General features: G+C 70.9%; 13 protein-coding genes. 1 reads left to right on the top strand and 12 read right to left on the bottom strand.

What is annotated here, in order from left to right:
* Nucleotides 1–19: 19 nt before the first annotated feature.
* From ACRQ4B_RS07005 to iolC, 11 genes are all read right to left on the bottom strand, one after another.
* The gene (locus ACRQ4B_RS07005; protein ID WP_439693970.1) at nucleotides 20–427 is read right to left on the bottom strand and encodes a tautomerase family protein; all 408 of its coding nucleotides are present in this window, start codon (nucleotides 425–427) and stop codon (nucleotides 20–22) included.
* Nucleotides 428–549: 122 nt separating this feature from the next.
* On the bottom strand, nucleotides 550–1758 hold the full coding sequence (locus ACRQ4B_RS07000) for a Gfo/Idh/MocA family protein (protein WP_439693969.1): 1209 nt from the start codon (nucleotides 1756–1758) through the stop codon (nucleotides 550–552).
* 167 nt (nucleotides 1759–1925) lie between these two features.
* Nucleotides 1926–3038, bottom strand: coding sequence for a transaldolase family protein (locus ACRQ4B_RS06995; RefSeq protein WP_439693968.1), 1113 nt, complete (start codon nucleotides 3036–3038; stop codon nucleotides 1926–1928).
* The gene (locus ACRQ4B_RS06990) at nucleotides 3035–3904 is read right to left on the bottom strand and encodes a sugar phosphate isomerase/epimerase family protein (RefSeq protein ID WP_439693967.1); all 870 of its coding nucleotides are present in this window, start codon (nucleotides 3902–3904) and stop codon (nucleotides 3035–3037) included. The genes ACRQ4B_RS06995 and ACRQ4B_RS06990 overlap by 4 nt, the downstream gene beginning before the upstream one ends.
* A gap of 3 nt (nucleotides 3905–3907) precedes the next feature.
* Nucleotides 3908–4957 (bottom strand): Gfo/Idh/MocA family protein, encoded by a 1050-nt coding sequence (locus tag ACRQ4B_RS06985; protein ID WP_439693966.1) that lies wholly within the window; start codon nucleotides 4955–4957, stop codon nucleotides 3908–3910.
* 32 nt (nucleotides 4958–4989) lie between these two features.
* Nucleotides 4990–5916 carry a sugar phosphate isomerase/epimerase family protein gene (locus ACRQ4B_RS06980; RefSeq protein ID WP_439693965.1) on the bottom strand — a complete coding sequence of 309 codons (927 nt, stop codon included), beginning with the start codon at nucleotides 5914–5916 and terminating at the stop codon, nucleotides 4990–4992.
* Between the two features lie 37 nt (nucleotides 5917–5953).
* Nucleotides 5954–7852, bottom strand: a complete 1899-nt coding sequence (iolD, locus tag ACRQ4B_RS06975; protein WP_439693964.1) for a 3D-(3,5/4)-trihydroxycyclohexane-1,2-dione acylhydrolase (decyclizing) — start codon at nucleotides 7850–7852, stop codon at nucleotides 5954–5956.
* A complete protein-coding gene (iolB, locus tag ACRQ4B_RS06970) occupies nucleotides 7849–8766 on the bottom strand; it encodes a 5-deoxy-glucuronate isomerase (RefSeq protein ID WP_439693963.1) in 918 nt (305 codons plus the stop codon). The genes iolD and iolB overlap by 4 nt, the downstream gene beginning before the upstream one ends.
* Nucleotides 8767–8774: 8 nt before the next feature.
* Nucleotides 8775–10289, bottom strand: coding sequence for a CoA-acylating methylmalonate-semialdehyde dehydrogenase (locus tag ACRQ4B_RS06965; protein WP_439693962.1), 1515 nt, complete (start codon nucleotides 10287–10289; stop codon nucleotides 8775–8777).
* Entirely contained in the window at nucleotides 10286–11227 is a 942-nt protein-coding gene (locus ACRQ4B_RS06960; RefSeq protein ID WP_439693961.1) for a class I fructose-bisphosphate aldolase, read from the bottom strand. The genes ACRQ4B_RS06965 and ACRQ4B_RS06960 overlap by 4 nt, the downstream gene beginning before the upstream one ends.
* Nucleotides 11220–12260 (bottom strand): 5-dehydro-2-deoxygluconokinase, encoded by a 1041-nt coding sequence (gene iolC, locus ACRQ4B_RS06955; protein WP_439693960.1) that lies wholly within the window; start codon nucleotides 12258–12260, stop codon nucleotides 11220–11222. Before iolC ends, ACRQ4B_RS06960 begins: the two co-directional genes overlap by 8 nt.
* A gap of 198 nt (nucleotides 12261–12458) precedes the next feature.
* Between iolC and rmuC the strand changes: the two genes are divergently transcribed.
* Complete coding sequence (gene rmuC, locus ACRQ4B_RS06950; protein ID WP_439693959.1) at nucleotides 12459–13721, top strand: DNA recombination protein RmuC; 1263 nt, start codon at nucleotides 12459–12461, stop codon at nucleotides 13719–13721.
* Nucleotides 13722–13922: 201 nt separating this feature from the next.
* Here rmuC and glpX read toward each other — a convergent pair whose 3' ends face one another.
* Nucleotides 13923–14912: a class II fructose-bisphosphatase gene (gene glpX / locus ACRQ4B_RS06945; RefSeq protein ID WP_079238384.1), complete on the bottom strand. Its 990-nt coding sequence runs from the start codon at nucleotides 14910–14912 to the stop codon at nucleotides 13923–13925.
* Nucleotides 14913–15053: the final 141 nt, after the last annotated feature.

The following is a 15053-nucleotide window of genomic DNA, read 5'->3' as shown; positions in this document are numbered from 1 at the left end:
GCCCCGGACGCCCCGCTGGTCACGCCGGTGCGGGCACCCCGAGCTCGCCGGTGACGTACTGCGCCCGGCCGAAGCCGAACGACCAGTCCTGCGGCCCGTTCTCGACGTAGCCGATGAAGACGTCCTGGGACGCGACACCGACCGCCGCGAGGGCGTCGTGGATCGCGGCGTACAGGGTCGTCTTCGCCTCGTCGGTGCGCCCGCGCTGCGTGAACACCTGGATCACCACGACGCCGTCGGTGCGCTCGAACCCGAGCCCGGCGTCCTCGGCGATGATCTGCTGCGCGGGGTGCTCGGTGATGACCTGGAACCGGTCGCGCACCGGGATGCCGTACACGTCGACGATGGCGGTGTGAATCGCGTCGGCGATGGCGCGGACGGCCTCGGGCGTGCGGCCGGTGGCGAGGTCGATACGGACGAGCGGCATGACGCCTCCTGCAGTTCGGGACTTTGTCCTGACAAACTAACATGGATCGTGAACCGGGACCAGACGGACGGGAGGCGCGGTGCCAGCCGGCACCGCGCCTCCCGTCCGTTCTGCACGCGCGTCTAGATCACCGGCGTCGCCTCCGGGTAGGTGAGCGGCCCGTCGACGCGCGCCACCTCGTGCCACGCCCCGTCGGCGAGCGACGCCTCCGCCGCTTCCACGATCGACGCGGCCGCCAGGCCGTCGGCAACCGACGGTGCGAGCTGCTCCCCGCGACGAACGCTCGCGATGAACTGCGCCGCCTCGATCGTCTTGAGGTCGTCGTAGCCCATCGCGGTGCCGGCTCCGGGCTGGAAGCGCGCGAACTCGCCGTCCCCCGGTCCGACGAAGTGGGTGGCGTAGCCGGAGACCTCCTGTCCGTCGAGGAACACCTCGAGTTCGTTGAGGCGCTGGAAGTCCCACCGGATCGACCCCGTCGTGCCGTACACCTCGAAGGTGTACTCGGCGTGCGGGCCGCGCATCACCCGGCTGGAGTCCATCGTCCCGACGGCGCCGTCCTCGAACCGGAACAGCAGGGCGGCGTAGTCCTCGTTCTCGACGGGCCGCTGCTCCCCCGTCGCCGCCGCGCTGCGGTCCACGATGCCGGCAGCGGGCGCGGGGCGCGATGCGATGAAGGTCTCAGCGAGGGCGCTGACGCTGGCGATCCGACCGACGACGTACTGCGCCAGATCGAGGCCGTGCGAGAGCAGGTCGCCGAGCACGCCCGAGCCGGCGCGGTCGCGTTCGAAGCGCCAGGTCAGGGGTGCGGCGGGGTCGGACGAGTAGTCGGCGAGGAGCGATCCGCGCACGTTCGTGATCCGACCGAGCCGGCCGGAGCGGACGAGTTCGCGGGCGCGTTCGATGGCGGGGGCGTGCCGGTAGTTGAAGCCGACACTGGTGACGACCCCGGCGCGCTGCACGGCCTCGTGGATCGCCCGGGAGTCGCTCGCGTACCGGCCCATCGGCTTCTCGATCCAGAACGGCTTGCCGGCTGCCGCGGCGGCGACGGCCATCTCGCGGTGCAGGAAGTTCGGCGAGCAGATCGACACGACGTCGACGGCCGGGTCGGCGAGGACCTCGTGGTAGTCCGCGACCGCCCGCTCGTAGCCCAGTCGCGTCACGGCCTGGTCACGGGCCGCCTCGATCGGGTCGGCGGCGACGACGAGCCGCGGGTGGACGCCGAGCTCGGGGAAGTGGTCGGGCAGGGCGCGGTAGGCGCGGGAGTGCAGCCGCCCCATCCACCCGACCGAGATCAGGCCGACGCCGATCGTGTCCGTGCCGTCAGCTGCCATGGGGAACTCCTTCGTTCGTCATCGCGCAGTGTTGGAGCGCGACAACGATGCTACCGGAGGTCGCGTTCCATGTCATTACAAAAGATCGTGAGCAGCAGACGTCGGGTCGCACGGGGCGACTCGACGTCTGCTGCTCACGTTGCGCCCGTGTGCTCGGGCGGTGCGTCCTACGCGGCGGGGACGATGATGTCGCGGACCAGGGCGTCGAGCTTCGCGTCCGCGTCGAGGAACTGCCGCAGCGTCGTGACCGTCGCACCGAAACGGTCGAACTCGTCGATCGTCATCCCGTCGACGTCGTAGCCGCGCGCGAACTCCGGCGTCGCCGCACGGAGCGCGTCGATGACGTGCGCCGGGACCTCGTCGTCGATGGCGTCCGGGCGGAACGGGAACGCGTTGTCGTTGATGTCCTTCGACCACTGGAACGGCGGCGACACCACGAGGTCCCCACCCTGGAACTCGGACCACTGCAGGGCGTTGCGGAAGGCCGCGACGAGGACCCGCGACCGGAAGCCGCGCTCTCGGAAGACCCGGTACGCGTTCTTCACCGCGGCGACCCCGGCCCACTCGAGGATGCCCGGGTCGACCAGCACGTGGTCACGCTTGACCACGGTCTTCAGCCAGTCGTCGAACCGGCCGGCCATCAGCGTGACGACGTGGCCGAACTCCTGGTCGGGCAGGCCGTCGGCGGCGCGGCGGTCCAGGGCACGCTCGATGGCCTCGCCCACGGCGACGACCTGCGGCACCGTGAACGACACGGTCGCGTTGATCGAGACACCCCGGTAGGCGGCCTCCTCGATCGCGGCGATGCCGACCTTCGTCGCCGGGATCTTCACGATGATGTTCGGGGCGAGCTGCGAGAAGCGGACGGCCTGCTCGACGAGGGCGTCGGCGTCGCGGTGGAAGCGCGGGTCGGTCTGCATCGACAGCCGGCCGTTCCGCCCACCCGAGGCCTCGAACGCGGGGAGCAGCTGCGCGGCCGCGGCGATCGAGAGCTCCTCGACGGCCTTCCAGCCGATCCAGGACTCCCCTGCCGTCGGGTACTCCGCGGCGATCGCCCGGATGCGCGGCTCCCAGGTCTCCGGGTCCTGCTTGATGCACGTGTACGCGATGACGGGGTTGCACGTCGCCCCCACGGCGCCGTACTCGTGGATCGCGGTGGCGAGCTCACGCGGGTCGGCGGAGTCGTTCCACAGGGCGGTCACGGTCTGCGACGCGGCCTGCAGCGTGACGGGACGGACGTCGACGTCGGTGGACGTCGGGGTCGCAAGGGTGTCGGTCATCGTGTGAGTCCCTTCTTGATCGTGTCGAGCTGGAAGCGCGAGACCTCGTCGGCGTTCTCGTCCTCGGCGAAGACGCTCGACACGGCGACGGTGTCCTCGCGGCCGGAGAACCCGACCCGGTCGAGCGCGGCCCAGAACGCGTCGAAGTCGACGTCGGCCTGCCCGACCGGCAGGTGCTGGTGCACGCGGACCGGGTTGCCGGGTGGGTTCGTGATGTAGCGGAGGCCGTGCGATCGACGGTGGTCGTAGGCGTCGGCGACGTGGACCAGCTGCAGCGAGTCACCGGCGGCGTCGACGATCTCGTCCAGGTTGCCGCCGTAGTGGAACGTGTGGCAGGCGACGTAGACGAACCCGACGTGCTTCGAGTTCAGGCCGCGGATGACCCGGAGCGCCTCGAGCCCGTCCTCGACGAAGTCGTCGGGGTGCGGGTCGATCAGCACGCGGATGCCGGCGTCCTCGATGATCGGCAGGAGCTCCTCCATCGAGCGGTAGAAGGCGTCCTCGGACTCCTCGGGGCGCTCGGGGCGGCCGGAGAACTCGGTGTTGATGGTGTCCACGCCGAGGCGCTTCGTGATCTCGATGACCCGCTTCCACTTCGTCACCGCGGCCTCGCGGGCGTCGCGGTCCGGCCCGGACCACCGGAGGACGGGCAGGACCGAGGCGACCTGCACGCCGGCGGCCGAACAGGCGGCGGCGAACGCGTCGACGAGCTCGTCGTCGGCCTTCGGGTGCCGGTAGAAGGGGATGAAGTCCTTGTGCGGGGTGAGCTGCAGGTACTCGTACCCGAGGTCCGCGACCTTCTGCGGGAACTCCAGCAGCGACAGGTCGTGGTGGTACGGCGTGGGGTCGAGGGCGATCTTCGGCATCGATCAGGCCTCCGCGAGCGCACCGGCACCGGCGTCGTAGAACGCCGGCTTCGCGGTGGCGTACTCCACCTGCTCCAGCGCACCGGACTGCTGCGCGCGCACGGCGACCTCGGCCACGACGGACGCCGTGTACCCGTCCCAGGCGCTCGGGCCGTCGATCCCGCCGTTCTTCGCGGCGTCGACCCAGCGCTGGACCTCCTCGTCGTACGCCGCGCCGAAGCGCTCGACGAACGAGGGCGTGACGCCCTGCCCGGAGACCCCCTGCGAGACGAGGTTCAGCGAGGTCTCGCGGCCGATGTACGCCACACCGGACTCGAACACGGCGTCGGTCGTGACCTGGTACCCGAACTGCGCGTTGACGTTGATCTCGACGATCGCCATCGTGCCCGACTCGGTGGTGAACAGCACGAACTGCGGCTCGGGCAGGTCGGCCGGGGCGAGCGAGTTCCTGCGCGGCTTCTTCACCTCGACGCTCGTGATCGGCTCGCCGGTGAGGAACGGGATGATGTCGATCTCGTGGATCACCGAGTCGTGGATGAGCATCGACTCGCTGAAGTTCGGCGGCGTCGTCGGGTTGCGGTGCGCGTGGTGCAGGGCGAGCAGGGCACCGTTCGCGCCGGACTCGCGGAGCGCGCGCAGCTCCTGGTATCCCTTGTCGAAGCGGCGCATGAAGCCGACCTGGATCTTCGGGCGGTCGGCGTGCTGCTGCTCGAGCTCGACGATCCGGAGGGAATTCGACGCCGACGTCGTGAGCGGCTTCTCGCAGAGGACGGCCAGGCCCCGCTCGAGCGCCGGGACGAGGACCGGCTCGTGCAGGAAGCCCGGGGTCGCGACGATCACGGCGTCGATCGCGGTGGCGTCGAGCGCTTCCTCGAAGGACGCGGCCGTGATCGCGCCCGGGGCCTTCTCGGCGGCCGCGGTGGCGCGGGCGGTGTCGGGGTCGACGATCGCGACGACGTCGGCACCGGCGATGGTCGACGTGATGCGGCGGATGTGGTCGCTGCCCATCGCGCCGGCACCGACGACGGCGACGCGGAGGTTCTCGGTGGTCATGCTGTTCTCCAGGTGTGGTGGACGGGCGCCGGTCAGAGCGCGCGGGCGGCGGTGGTCGATCCGAAGATGTGCTGGAAGGTGCGCTCGGCGATCGGACCCGGGGCGTCGACCGAGCAGCCGTACATGTCCTGCTCGACGATGCCGAAGACGTCCGGGTTGATCTTCGCGACGGCCTCGATGATCGGGGCGAGCTCCGGCGTGCCGTGCGGCGGCTCGGTCATGATCCCCTGCGCGACGGCGGTGGCGAACGGCACGTCGTTCTTCAGCACGTCGAACAGCAGGTCGGTGTCCACCTGCTTGAGGTGCAGGTAGCCGATGCGCTCCGGGTGCTCGGCGATCAGCTTGAGGTTGTCGCCGCCGTAGTACGCGAAGTGCCCGGTGTCGAGGCAGAGGTTCGTGTACGCCGGGTCCGTCTCCGACAGGAAGCGCACGGTCTCCTTGTACGTGCCGACGTGGCTGTCCGCGTGCGTGTGGAACTGCTGGTGCACGCCGAACTCCTCGAGCAGCGCCTTGCCGAGCTGGTCGTGCCCCTTCCCGAGGCGCTGCCACTGCTCGTCGGTGAGGGTGCGCGACTCCAGGACCTCCTCGGTGGCGTCGGAACGCCAGAGGTCCGGGATGGTCACCAGGTGCTCGGCCCCGAGCGCGGCGGCCAGGCCGGCGACCTTGACCGCCTGGTCCCAGGCGCGCTGGAACTGGTCGTCGCCCTTGTGGAAGCCGGTGAACACGGTGCCGGCCGACAGCTGCAGCCCGCGGGACTCCAGCTCGTCGCGCAGCTGGGACGGGTCGGTCGGCAGGTAGCCGTACGGGCCGAGCTCGATCCACTTGTACCCGGCGGCGGTCGCCTCGTCGAGGAACCGCTGCCACGGGACCTGCTTCGGGTCGTCGGGGAACCAGACGCCCCACGAGTCGGGGGCGGTGCCGATCCGGATGGCGTCGGTGGCGGTGGCGGTGTCGGTCATGACGTCGTCGTCCTTCTGCAGTGGTGGTGGAGGGTGTTCAGCCGAGCAGGGGCCGCTGCGCCGCGACCTGCTGCTCGTACTCGGCACGGGCCTGCTGGGTGCTGGGGAGGGTGGAGGTCTGCGCCACCGGGACGTCCCACCAGCCGTCGCCGTCCGGGGCGTAGACGAGCGGGTCGGAGTGGACGTGCACGAGGGTGGTGTGGTCGTTCGCCTTCGCCTGGCGCACCGCGGCCGTCAGGTCTGCGACGGCGTCCGGCCCGGGCTGGACCTCGATCACGTCGACGCCGTACGAGCGGGCGTTCGCTGCCAGGTCGACGGGCAGCACGTCGTCGCCCTCGAACGACCCGGTCTCGTCCAGGTAGCGGTACTTCGTGCCGTAGCGCTCGGACCCGACCGTCTCGGACAGGTGGCCGATGGAGGCGTACCCGTTGTTCTGGATGAGCACGACGACGATCTTGATGCCCTCGGCGACGGCGGTGACGAGTTCGGTGTGCAGCATGAGGTAGCTGCCGTCCCCGACCATCACGATCGCGTCGCGGTCCGGTGCCCCGCGGCGGACGCCGATGCCGCCGGCGATCTCGTAGCCCATGCACGAGAACGCGTACTCGACGTGGTAGCCGAGGGCGTCCCGCACACGCCAGAGCTTGTGCAGGTCGCCGGGCAGCGAACCGGCGGCCTGGATGACGACGTCCCGCGGGTCGGTGGCTGCCTGGACGGCGCCGATGATCTCCGGCTGGCCGGGCAGGGCGAGACCGGACGGCGCGAAGGCGGCGTCGACGGCCGCGTCCCACGCGGCCTTCTGCGACGCGATCTCGGCCGCGTACCCGGCGCCCACCGCGAAGGAGCCGAGCGCCTCGGTCAAGGCGACCAGCGCCTCCCGGGCGTCCGCGATCAGCGGCAGCTGCGACCCGTGCTTGTAGGCGTCGAACGACGCGACGTTCACGTTGACGAACGTGACGTCCGGGTTCTGGAACGCGGTCCGCGACGCCGTCGTGAAGTCGCTGTACCGCGTCCCGATCCCGATGACCACGTCGGCCTGCGCGGCGATGGCGTTCGCGGCGGCGGTGCCGGTCGCGCCGATCCCGCCGAGGTACTGCGGGTGGTCCCAGACGAGCGAGCCGCCGCCGGCCTGCGAGGTGCCGACCGGGATCCCGGTGGCCTCCACGAAGGCGGCGAGTTCCTGCTCGGCGCCGGAGTACAGCACCCCACCACCGGCGACGATGACGGGACGCTCCGCAGCCCGGATCGCCGCCACGGCACGGGCCAGCGGACCGTGCTCGGGCAGCGGCCGGCGGATGTGCCACTCGCGCGGCTGCAGGAACGCGACGGGGACGTCGAACTCCTCGGCCTGCACGTCCTCCGGCAGCGCGATCGTCACGGCGCCGGTCTCGGCCGGGTCGGTGAGGACGCGCATCGCCGCGAGGGCGATCGAGAACAGCTGCTCCGGGCGCTCGACGCGGTCGAAGTAGCGCGAGAGCGGGCGGAATGCGTCGGTCACCTGCAACGAGGTGTCGTGCGGCAGCTCGATCTGCTGCAGCACCGGGTCGGTGGTGCGCGTCGCGAAGGTGTCCGACGGCAGCAGCAGCGCGGGCAGTCGGTTCGTCGTCGCGAGCGCGGCGGCGGTGAGCATGTTCGCGGCGCCGGGGCCGACCGATGCCGTCGCGGCGAACGTCGCCCGGCGGCGGTGCATGCGCGCGAAGCCGACGGCCTCGTGCACCATCGCCTGCTCGTTGCGGGCCTGGTGGTACGGCAGCAGACCGGGCTGCTCGACGTGGAGCTGCTTGATGGCCTGGCCGACGCCGGCGACGTTGCCGTGGCCGAAGATGCCGAAGATCCCCGGGATCGTGCGTTCGCGGACGTCGCCGTCGACGGTCCACTGGTTGGCCAGGAACTCGACGAGTGCCTGACCGACGGTCATCCGACGCGTCTCGCTCATCGGGAGGACTCCTTCTCGTAGGGCAGGCGCGGGTCGAGCTGCTCGCTCTCCCAGACCTGGCGGACCCAGCCGTGGGCCGGGTCGTCGGTGATGTTCCAGACGCGCTCCGGGTCCGGCCCGGCCATCACGTTGAGGTAGTACATGTCGTAGCCCGGTGCCGCGACGGCGGGGCCGTGCCAGCCGTACGGCACGAGGGCGACGTCGCCGGTCCGGACCTGTCGGAACTCGTCGATCGCGCGGTCGTCGGAGGCGTAGGTCCGGTGCAGCGCGAACGGGTCTGCCCCGGCCGGAGCGGAGACGCCCCTGGCGACGTCGGCCTCGTAGTAGTAGATCTCCTCGAGGTTCGACTCCTCGCCGGGCACGTTCGTGTCGTGCTTGTGCGGCGGGTACGACGACCAGTTGCCGGCCGGCGTGATCACCTCGCACACCAGGAGCTTCACCGCGTCGAGGCCCGCCGGGGTCCCGAAGTTGTGGACCTGGCGCGACGACTGCCCTGCGCCGCGGAGCTCGACGGGCACGTCGGACTTCGCGATGTACCCGACCGGCTTGACGACGTCGGTGGGCGCCTCGGCGACCGCGACCCGCCCCGATCCGGTGATCCGGGCCTCCAGGCCGGAACCCAGGTACAGGACGTCGGTGGGTCCCTCGAAGACCCCGCCACGACCCTCCAGGTCCTGTTCGCCCGTCTCGGCGCCGGACCACGCGACGGAGAAGCTCCCCGAGAGCGGCACGACCATGCGCTCCACGGCAGCGGCCGGGAGGCGCAGCTCGCCCCCGTCGGACAGCGCGCCGGTCCGCAGGCCGGTGTGCGCCCACCCCGCGACGCGACCGTCGACGACGTCGGTCCAGCCCGCCTCGGGGCGGGACCCCGCGGGGATGAACCAGCGGTCGTGCTGGTGCTGTTCGTTCGCCATGCTGCGCGTCAGCCGTTCGACGGGAAGCCGAGGTTGATGCCGCCGTGCGACGGGTCGAGCCAGCGGCTCGTGATCGCCTTCTGCCGCGTGAAGAAACTCACGCCGTCGGCGCCGTACGCCTTGTGGTCGCCGAACAGCGAGTTCTTCCAGCCGCCGAACGAGTAGTACGCGACCGGCACCGGGATCGGGACGTTGATGCCGATCATGCCGACCTGCACGTCACGCTGGAAGCGACGGGCGGCGCCGCCGTCGTTCGTGAAGATGGCGGTGCCGTTGCCGTACGCGCCGGAGTTGATGAGCTCGAGGCCCTCCTCGTAGCTGGCGACGCGGACGACGCTCAGCACCGGGCCGAAGATCTCCTCGGTGTAGACGCGGCTCGTGGTGGGGACCTGGTCGATCAGCGTCGGGCCGAGCCAGAAGCCGTTCTCGTCGCCGTCGGGTCGGACGGTGCGGCCGTCCACCACAACGACCGCACCGTCCTGCTCTGCGACCTCGATGTACGAGGCGACCTTGTCACGGTGCTGCTTCGTCACGAGCGGGCCCATGTCGCACCCGCGACGCCCGTCGCCGATGCGCAGGGTGGCCGCGCGCTCCGTGATCTTCTGGATGAGCTCGTCGGCCACCGGCTCGACGGCGACGACGACCGAGATCGCCATGCAGCGCTCACCGGCGGACCCGAAGCCGGCGTTGATGGCGTTGTCCGCGACGAGGTCGAGGTCGGCGTCCGGCAGCACCAGCATGTGGTTCTTCGCGCCGCCGAGGGCCTGCACGCGCTTGCCGTGCTTCGTGCCGGTCTCGTAGACGTACTGCGCGATCGGGGTGGAGCCGACGAACGAGATCGACTCGACGTCGGGGCTGGTCAGCAGACCGTCGACGGACAGCTTGTCGCCGTTCAGCACGGTGAAGACGCCGTCGGGCAGTCCGGCCTCCTTGAACTTCGACGCCAGCCAGATGGCGGCGCTCGGGTCCTTCTCGGAGGGCTTCAGCACGACGGTGTTGCCCGCGGCGATCGCGATCGGCAGGAACCACAGCGGGACCATCGCCGGGAAGTTGAACGGGCTGATGATGCCCACGACGCCGAGCGGCTGACGGATCGAGTACACGTCGATGCCGGTCGACACCTGGTCGCTGAACTCACCCTTGAGCAGGCTCGGGATGTTCGTCGCGAGCTCCACGACCTCCTGCCCGCGGGCGATCTCACCGAGCGCGTCGTCGATGACCTTGCCGTGCTCGCTCGTGATGATCTCGGCGAGCTCGCCCTTGTCGCGGTTCAGGATCTCGCGGAAGGCGAAGAGGATCTGCTGGCGCTTGCTGAGCGAGAGGTTGCTCCACGCCGGGAACGCCGCCTTGGCGCTCGCGATCGCGGCCTGGATCTCGTCCTCGCTCGCCAGGGCGACCTGCTTCGTCGCGACGCCCAGCGCCGGGTCGTACACCGGAGCCGTGTTGCCGGACGTCGACGCGACGTGCTTGCCGTCGATCCAGTGTCCGACCGTGGTGGTGGTCTGCTCCGTGCTGGTGGTCATGCGTTGCTTCCTTCGAGTGTGGTGGATTCTTCGTGCGTGACGCCGGCGGTCCCGGGGTGGACGAGGCCCGCGGCGACGTCCACCGCGGCGGCGACGTCGCCGTCCGGCGGGTAGAGCAGGGTGCGGCCGACGACCAGCCCGCGGACGCCGGGCAGGGCGAGCGCGTCGGCCCACTTGCCGTAGGTCTCGAGCGGACGGGACGACGGGTCACCGCCGAGCAGCAGCGTCGGTAGCGTCGTCGCGGCCATCACCCGCTCCATGTCGTGCACGACGGGGATCTTCAGCCAGCTGTACGCGCTCGACTCCCCCAGGCCGGCGGCGATCGCCATCGAGGTGATCACGGCGTCGGCGCTGAGGTCGTTCACGACCCGGCCGTCCTGCCACGCGGACATGAACGGCTCGAGCATGATCGGCAGCTGGAGCGCGGCGGACTCGCTGACCGCACGGGCCGTGGCCTCGAGCGTGGGGGCTGTTCCCTCGTCGGCGAGGTTGATGCGGACGAGGAGCTTCGCGAAGTCGAGCCCGGCGTCCTTGATCGCCCGCGCCGAGTACGCCGTGTAGCGGTCGTCCATCTCGAAGGACGCACCCCGGAGCCCACCGCGGTTCATCGAGCCGACGACGACCTTGCCGTCGAGGGCGCCGAGCAGTGCCAGGTCCTCGAGGATGTCCGGCGTGCCGAGGACCCCGTCGACGCCCGGACGGCCGAGGGCCGTGACCAGGCGCTCGAGCAGGTCGTAGCGGTCGGCCATCGCGGACTCGTCGTCGCGCACGGCCAGGGCACCGCGTGCCGGGTGGTCGGCGGCGACGATGAAGAGCTTGCCGTCGTCGGCCAGCAGGGAGCGCTTCCGGCGGGCGTCGAGCGTGGCCCGCACGAGGTCGGGCTGTCCGGCGCGGATGTCCCGCAGCCGGGCGAAGTCGGTGGCGCTGATCTCAGGCATCGACCTTCTCCTCGGTGCTGTCGTTGGTGCTGTCGTTGGTGCTGTCGTGGGTGGTGCCGTCAGCCGGGTTCGACCGGATGAAGGCGTCGATCTCGTCGCTCGTCGGCATGGCCGTCGAGCACTCGAAGCGGGTGGCGACGATCGCGCCGGCGGCGTTGCAGAAGGCGAGGATGCGCTCGAGGCTCCAGCCCTGCAGCAGCCCGTGGGTGAGTGCTCCGCCGAAGCCGTCCCCCGAGCCGAGGCCGTTCACGACGTCGATGTGGTGCGGGCGGAACTCGACGAACTCGTCGCGGGTCTTCGCGAGGACGCCCTTGGGGCCCTGCTTCACGATCGCGATCTCGACGCCGCGGTCGAGCAGGGCGTCCGCCGCGCGGACCGGGTCGGTCTCGCCGACGGCGACCTCGCACTCCTCGCGGTTGCCGACGGCGACGGTGGCGTGCTCGAGGGCGACGGCGACCTCGCGCGTGGCGGCCTCCGGGGAGGACCAGAACATCGATCGGTAGTCCAGGTCGAGGACGGTGTGGGCCTTCGTGTCGTTCTGCGCCGCACTGCGGGCTTCGTACGCAACGTGGTGTGCGTTCCGGCTCGGCTCCTCGCTGAGGCCGGTGACCGTCGTCCAGAAGATCTTCGCCCGCTCGATCTCGTGCAGCGGGAGGGACTTCGCCGTGATCATCAGGTCCGGGGCCTTGGGCGCCCGGTAGAAGTACAGCGGGAAGTCGTCCGGCGGGAAGATCTCGCAGAACGCGACGGGGGTGTTCAGCCCGTCGACCGTCTCGACGAAGTCGTTCGCGACGCCGAACTCCGGCAGGGTGCGGGCGATGTAGCGGCCGAAGGGGTCGTTGCCCGTGCGGGTGATGACGGCGGCGTCGGCTCCGTGGCGGGCCGCGGCGATGGCGACGTTGGTCGCGCTGCCGCCGACGGACTTCGAGAACGTCGAGACGTCTTCGAGCGGGCCCGTCTGCTGCGGGTAGATGTCGACGCTCACGCGACCCATGGTGATCACGTCGTAGGCGTGGGGAGCTCGGTTCGTCATGCGACGTGGTGGACCTTCCGTGCGGCTTCATCGGCGGACGATCACGACTGTACACCGTGTTTGCCCTAATGTCATGACATGGATTTGGAACGGACTGGGTCGGGCCCGGTCCGCGTTCGTTCCGGCCCGGTCCGCGTTCGATCCGGCCCGCTCCCGGCCGGGAGGCGCGGTGTCGGTGGGTCCTGGGAGGGTCGCGTCATGCAGATCCTCGCCCTGGTCATCGGTCTCGTGGTCGGCGTCGCCGTCGGCGCCGTGGTCGCCTGGTCACTCGCCCGCTCCCGCGCCGGCGCGGACACCGCGTCGGCCCGCGCCACCGCCGAGGCACTGCGCGGGCAGCTCGAGGACGTCCGACACGACGCCGAGGAACGCCTCGACGCCCAGGACGCGCAGTACCGGCGGCAGGTCGACTCCCTCGAGCGGCGCGGCGCCGAGCTGGAGCACCTCGTGCAGCGCATGCACGGCGCCGACACCGCACGCAACGAGAACGAGTCGAAGGTGCTCTCCGCGCTGAGCCCGGTCGCCCAGACGCTCGACGTGATGCGCACCAAGATCGCCGAGCTCGAGCAGGCCCGCAGCGAGCAGTACGGCACGCTGTCGGCGCAGCTGCGGTCCGCCGCCGAGTCCGAGGAACGCCTGCGCGCCACCGCCGAGACCCTCGCGAGCGCCCTCTCCGCCAACAGCACGCGCGGGGTGTGGGGCGAGACGCAGCTGCGCAACGTGGTCGAGGCCGCGGGGCTGCTGGAACGGGTCGACTTCGACGTGCAGTCCGCCGTCACGACCTCGGCCGGCGCCGCCCGACCCGACATGATCGTCCACCTGCCGGGCGGCAAGAGCCTGGCCGTCGACGCCAAGGTGCCGTTCAGCGCCTACCTGCAGGCGGCCGAGATCCCCGCGAGCGCCACCGGAGCCGAGGGTGCCCGGCGTGACCACCTCCTGCAGCAGCACGTCAAGGCGCTCCGGGCCCACGTGGACGCCCTCGCCGCCCGGGAGTACTGGTCCGGGTACGACGCCTCCCCCGAGCTCACGGTGGCGTTCATCCCGTCGGAGTCCCTCATCGCGAGCGCCCTGGCCGCCGACCCCGGGCTGCTCGACCACGCCTTCCGCAAGCGGGTCGCGCTGGCCTCACCCGTGACGCTCTGGTCGGTGCTGAAGACCGTGGCGTTCTCGTGGCAGCAGGACGTCGTCACGCAGGAGGCGCGCGAGCTCTTCACGATCTCCCGCGAGCTGCACGGGCGTCTGGCGACGATGGCGCAGCACGTGGACAAGCTCGGGCGGTCCATCCGGGGCTCGGTCGTCGACTACAACCGCTTCGTGGGGTCGCTCGAGCGGCAGGTGCTGCCGAGTGCCCGCCGGCTCTCACTGCTCGACGAGTCGAAGGTCATCGCCGATCCGGCGACGATCGAGGACGAGCCGCGGCTGCTCACCGCGCCCGAGCTCGTCGCCGCCACCGACCGCGACTGACGCGCGCCGCCCCGCCGAACGCGCGCGGCGCCGCACGCGTCGCACGCGTCGCACGCTTCCACGGCGTCTGCGCGCCCGAATGCGTCTCCCCGCACGCGTCCCTGGTCTCTGCGCCCTGCAACGGACAACGCGCCCCGAGAGATCGGGGCGCGTTGTCCGTTCCGGGGCGCGATCGCGCCGAGGGCTCCTGATCGGGGCGGATCAGAACCACTTCTCGGCGCGGTGGTCGGCCTGGATGCGGCGGATCGTGTTCGAGCGCGACCGCAGCACGAGCGAGTCGGTGTGGATGACACCGCGCGAGCGCCGGACACCGTCCACCAGGACACCGTCGGTGACACCGGTGGCGACGAAGAACGTGTTGTCGCCCGTGACCAGGTCGTCCTGGTCGAGGACCTTGTCGAGGTCGTGTCCGGCGGCGATCGCCTTCTCGCGCTCCTCGTCGTCCTTCGGCTGGAGCTTGCCGAGGATCACACCGCCGAGCGCCTTGATCGCGCACGCCGTGATGATGCCCTCCGGGGTCCCGCCGACGCCGACGCACATGTCGATCGTCGACCCGGGCAGCGCCGCGGCGATGCCACCGGCGACGTCACCGTCGAGCAGCAGCCGGGTGCCGGCACCGGTCGCGCGGATCGCACGGATGAGCTCGTCGTGACGGGGACGGTCGAGGACGGCGATCTGCATGTCCTCGAGGTCCTTGCCCTTCGCCTTCGCGAGCGCGCGGATGTTGTCGCCGATCGGCTTCTCGAGGTCGAGGACCCCGCGGCCCTCGGGCCCGGCGGCGATCTTGTCCATGTAGAACACGGCGCTCGGGTCGTACATCGAACCGCGGTCCGAGACGGCCATGACCGAGATAGCGTTCTGGCGACCGGCGGCGGTCAGCGAGGTGCCGTCGATCGGGTCGACCGCGATGTCGCAGGCCGGACCGTGGCCGTTGCCGACGTGCTCGCCGTTGTACAGCATCGGGGCGTTGTCCTTCTCGCCCTCGCCGATGACGACCACGCCGTCGAAGTTCACCGTGCCGAGGAACTTGCGCATCGCGTCCACCGCGGCGCCGTCGGCGAGGTTCTTCTCACCCCGGCCGACCCACGGCTGCGCACGGATCGCCGCGGCCTCCGTCGCACGCACGAGCTCGAGCGCCAGGTTGCGGTCGGGCTGGAGGAACAGGGAGCCGGTTTCCGTCGTGGGAGTCACAGCCGCCAGCCTACCGAGCGGCGGGCGTGCGCCCGTCGCGGTGAACGCATGTGCACACACCGCCGGACCGGCCTGCGTAACGGGCACCGCGCCTCCAGGCCTTCTGACTAGGCTCGGACCGGACACCACCGAAGTCGAAGG

Origin of the sequence: Curtobacterium sp. SP.BCo (genome assembly GCF_051903265.1) — a bacterium.
Lineage (GTDB): Bacteria > Actinomycetota > Actinomycetes > Actinomycetales > Microbacteriaceae > Curtobacterium.
Note: the sequence above shows the minus strand (reverse complement) of the source record. Positions and strands in the feature narration are given on the sequence as shown.

Bases quoted from the DNA above. Each gene is read 5' to 3' on its own strand.
- iolD (WP_439693964.1), bottom strand. From the start codon at position 7,852: ATGAGCGAGACGCGTCGGATGACCGTCGGTCAGGCACTCGTCGAGTTC.
- iolB (WP_439693963.1), bottom strand. From the start codon at position 8,766: ATGGCGAACGAACAGCACCAGCACGACCGCTGGTTCATCCCCGCGGGG.
- ACRQ4B_RS06985 (WP_439693966.1), bottom strand. From the start codon at position 4,957: ATGACCACCGAGAACCTCCGCGTCGCCGTCGTCGGTGCCGGCGCGATG.
- ACRQ4B_RS07000 (WP_439693969.1), bottom strand. From the start codon at position 1,758: ATGGCAGCTGACGGCACGGACACGATCGGCGTCGGCCTGATCTCGGTC.
- ACRQ4B_RS06965 (WP_439693962.1), bottom strand. From the start codon at position 10,289: ATGACCACCAGCACGGAGCAGACCACCACCACGGTCGGACACTGGATC.
- ACRQ4B_RS07005 (WP_439693970.1), bottom strand. From the start codon at position 427: ATGCCGCTCGTCCGTATCGACCTCGCCACCGGCCGCACGCCCGAGGCC.
- rmuC (WP_439693959.1), top strand. From the start codon at position 12,459: ATGCAGATCCTCGCCCTGGTCATCGGTCTCGTGGTCGGCGTCGCCGTC.
- ACRQ4B_RS06990 (WP_439693967.1), bottom strand. From the start codon at position 3,904: ATGCCGAAGATCGCCCTCGACCCCACGCCGTACCACCACGACCTGTCG.
- ACRQ4B_RS06960 (WP_439693961.1), bottom strand. From the start codon at position 11,227: ATGCCTGAGATCAGCGCCACCGACTTCGCCCGGCTGCGGGACATCCGC.
- ACRQ4B_RS06995 (WP_439693968.1), bottom strand. From the start codon at position 3,038: ATGACCGACACCCTTGCGACCCCGACGTCCACCGACGTCGACGTCCGT.
- iolC (WP_439693960.1), bottom strand. From the start codon at position 12,260: ATGACGAACCGAGCTCCCCACGCCTACGACGTGATCACCATGGGTCGC.
- ACRQ4B_RS06980 (WP_439693965.1), bottom strand. From the start codon at position 5,916: ATGACCGACACCGCCACCGCCACCGACGCCATCCGGATCGGCACCGCC.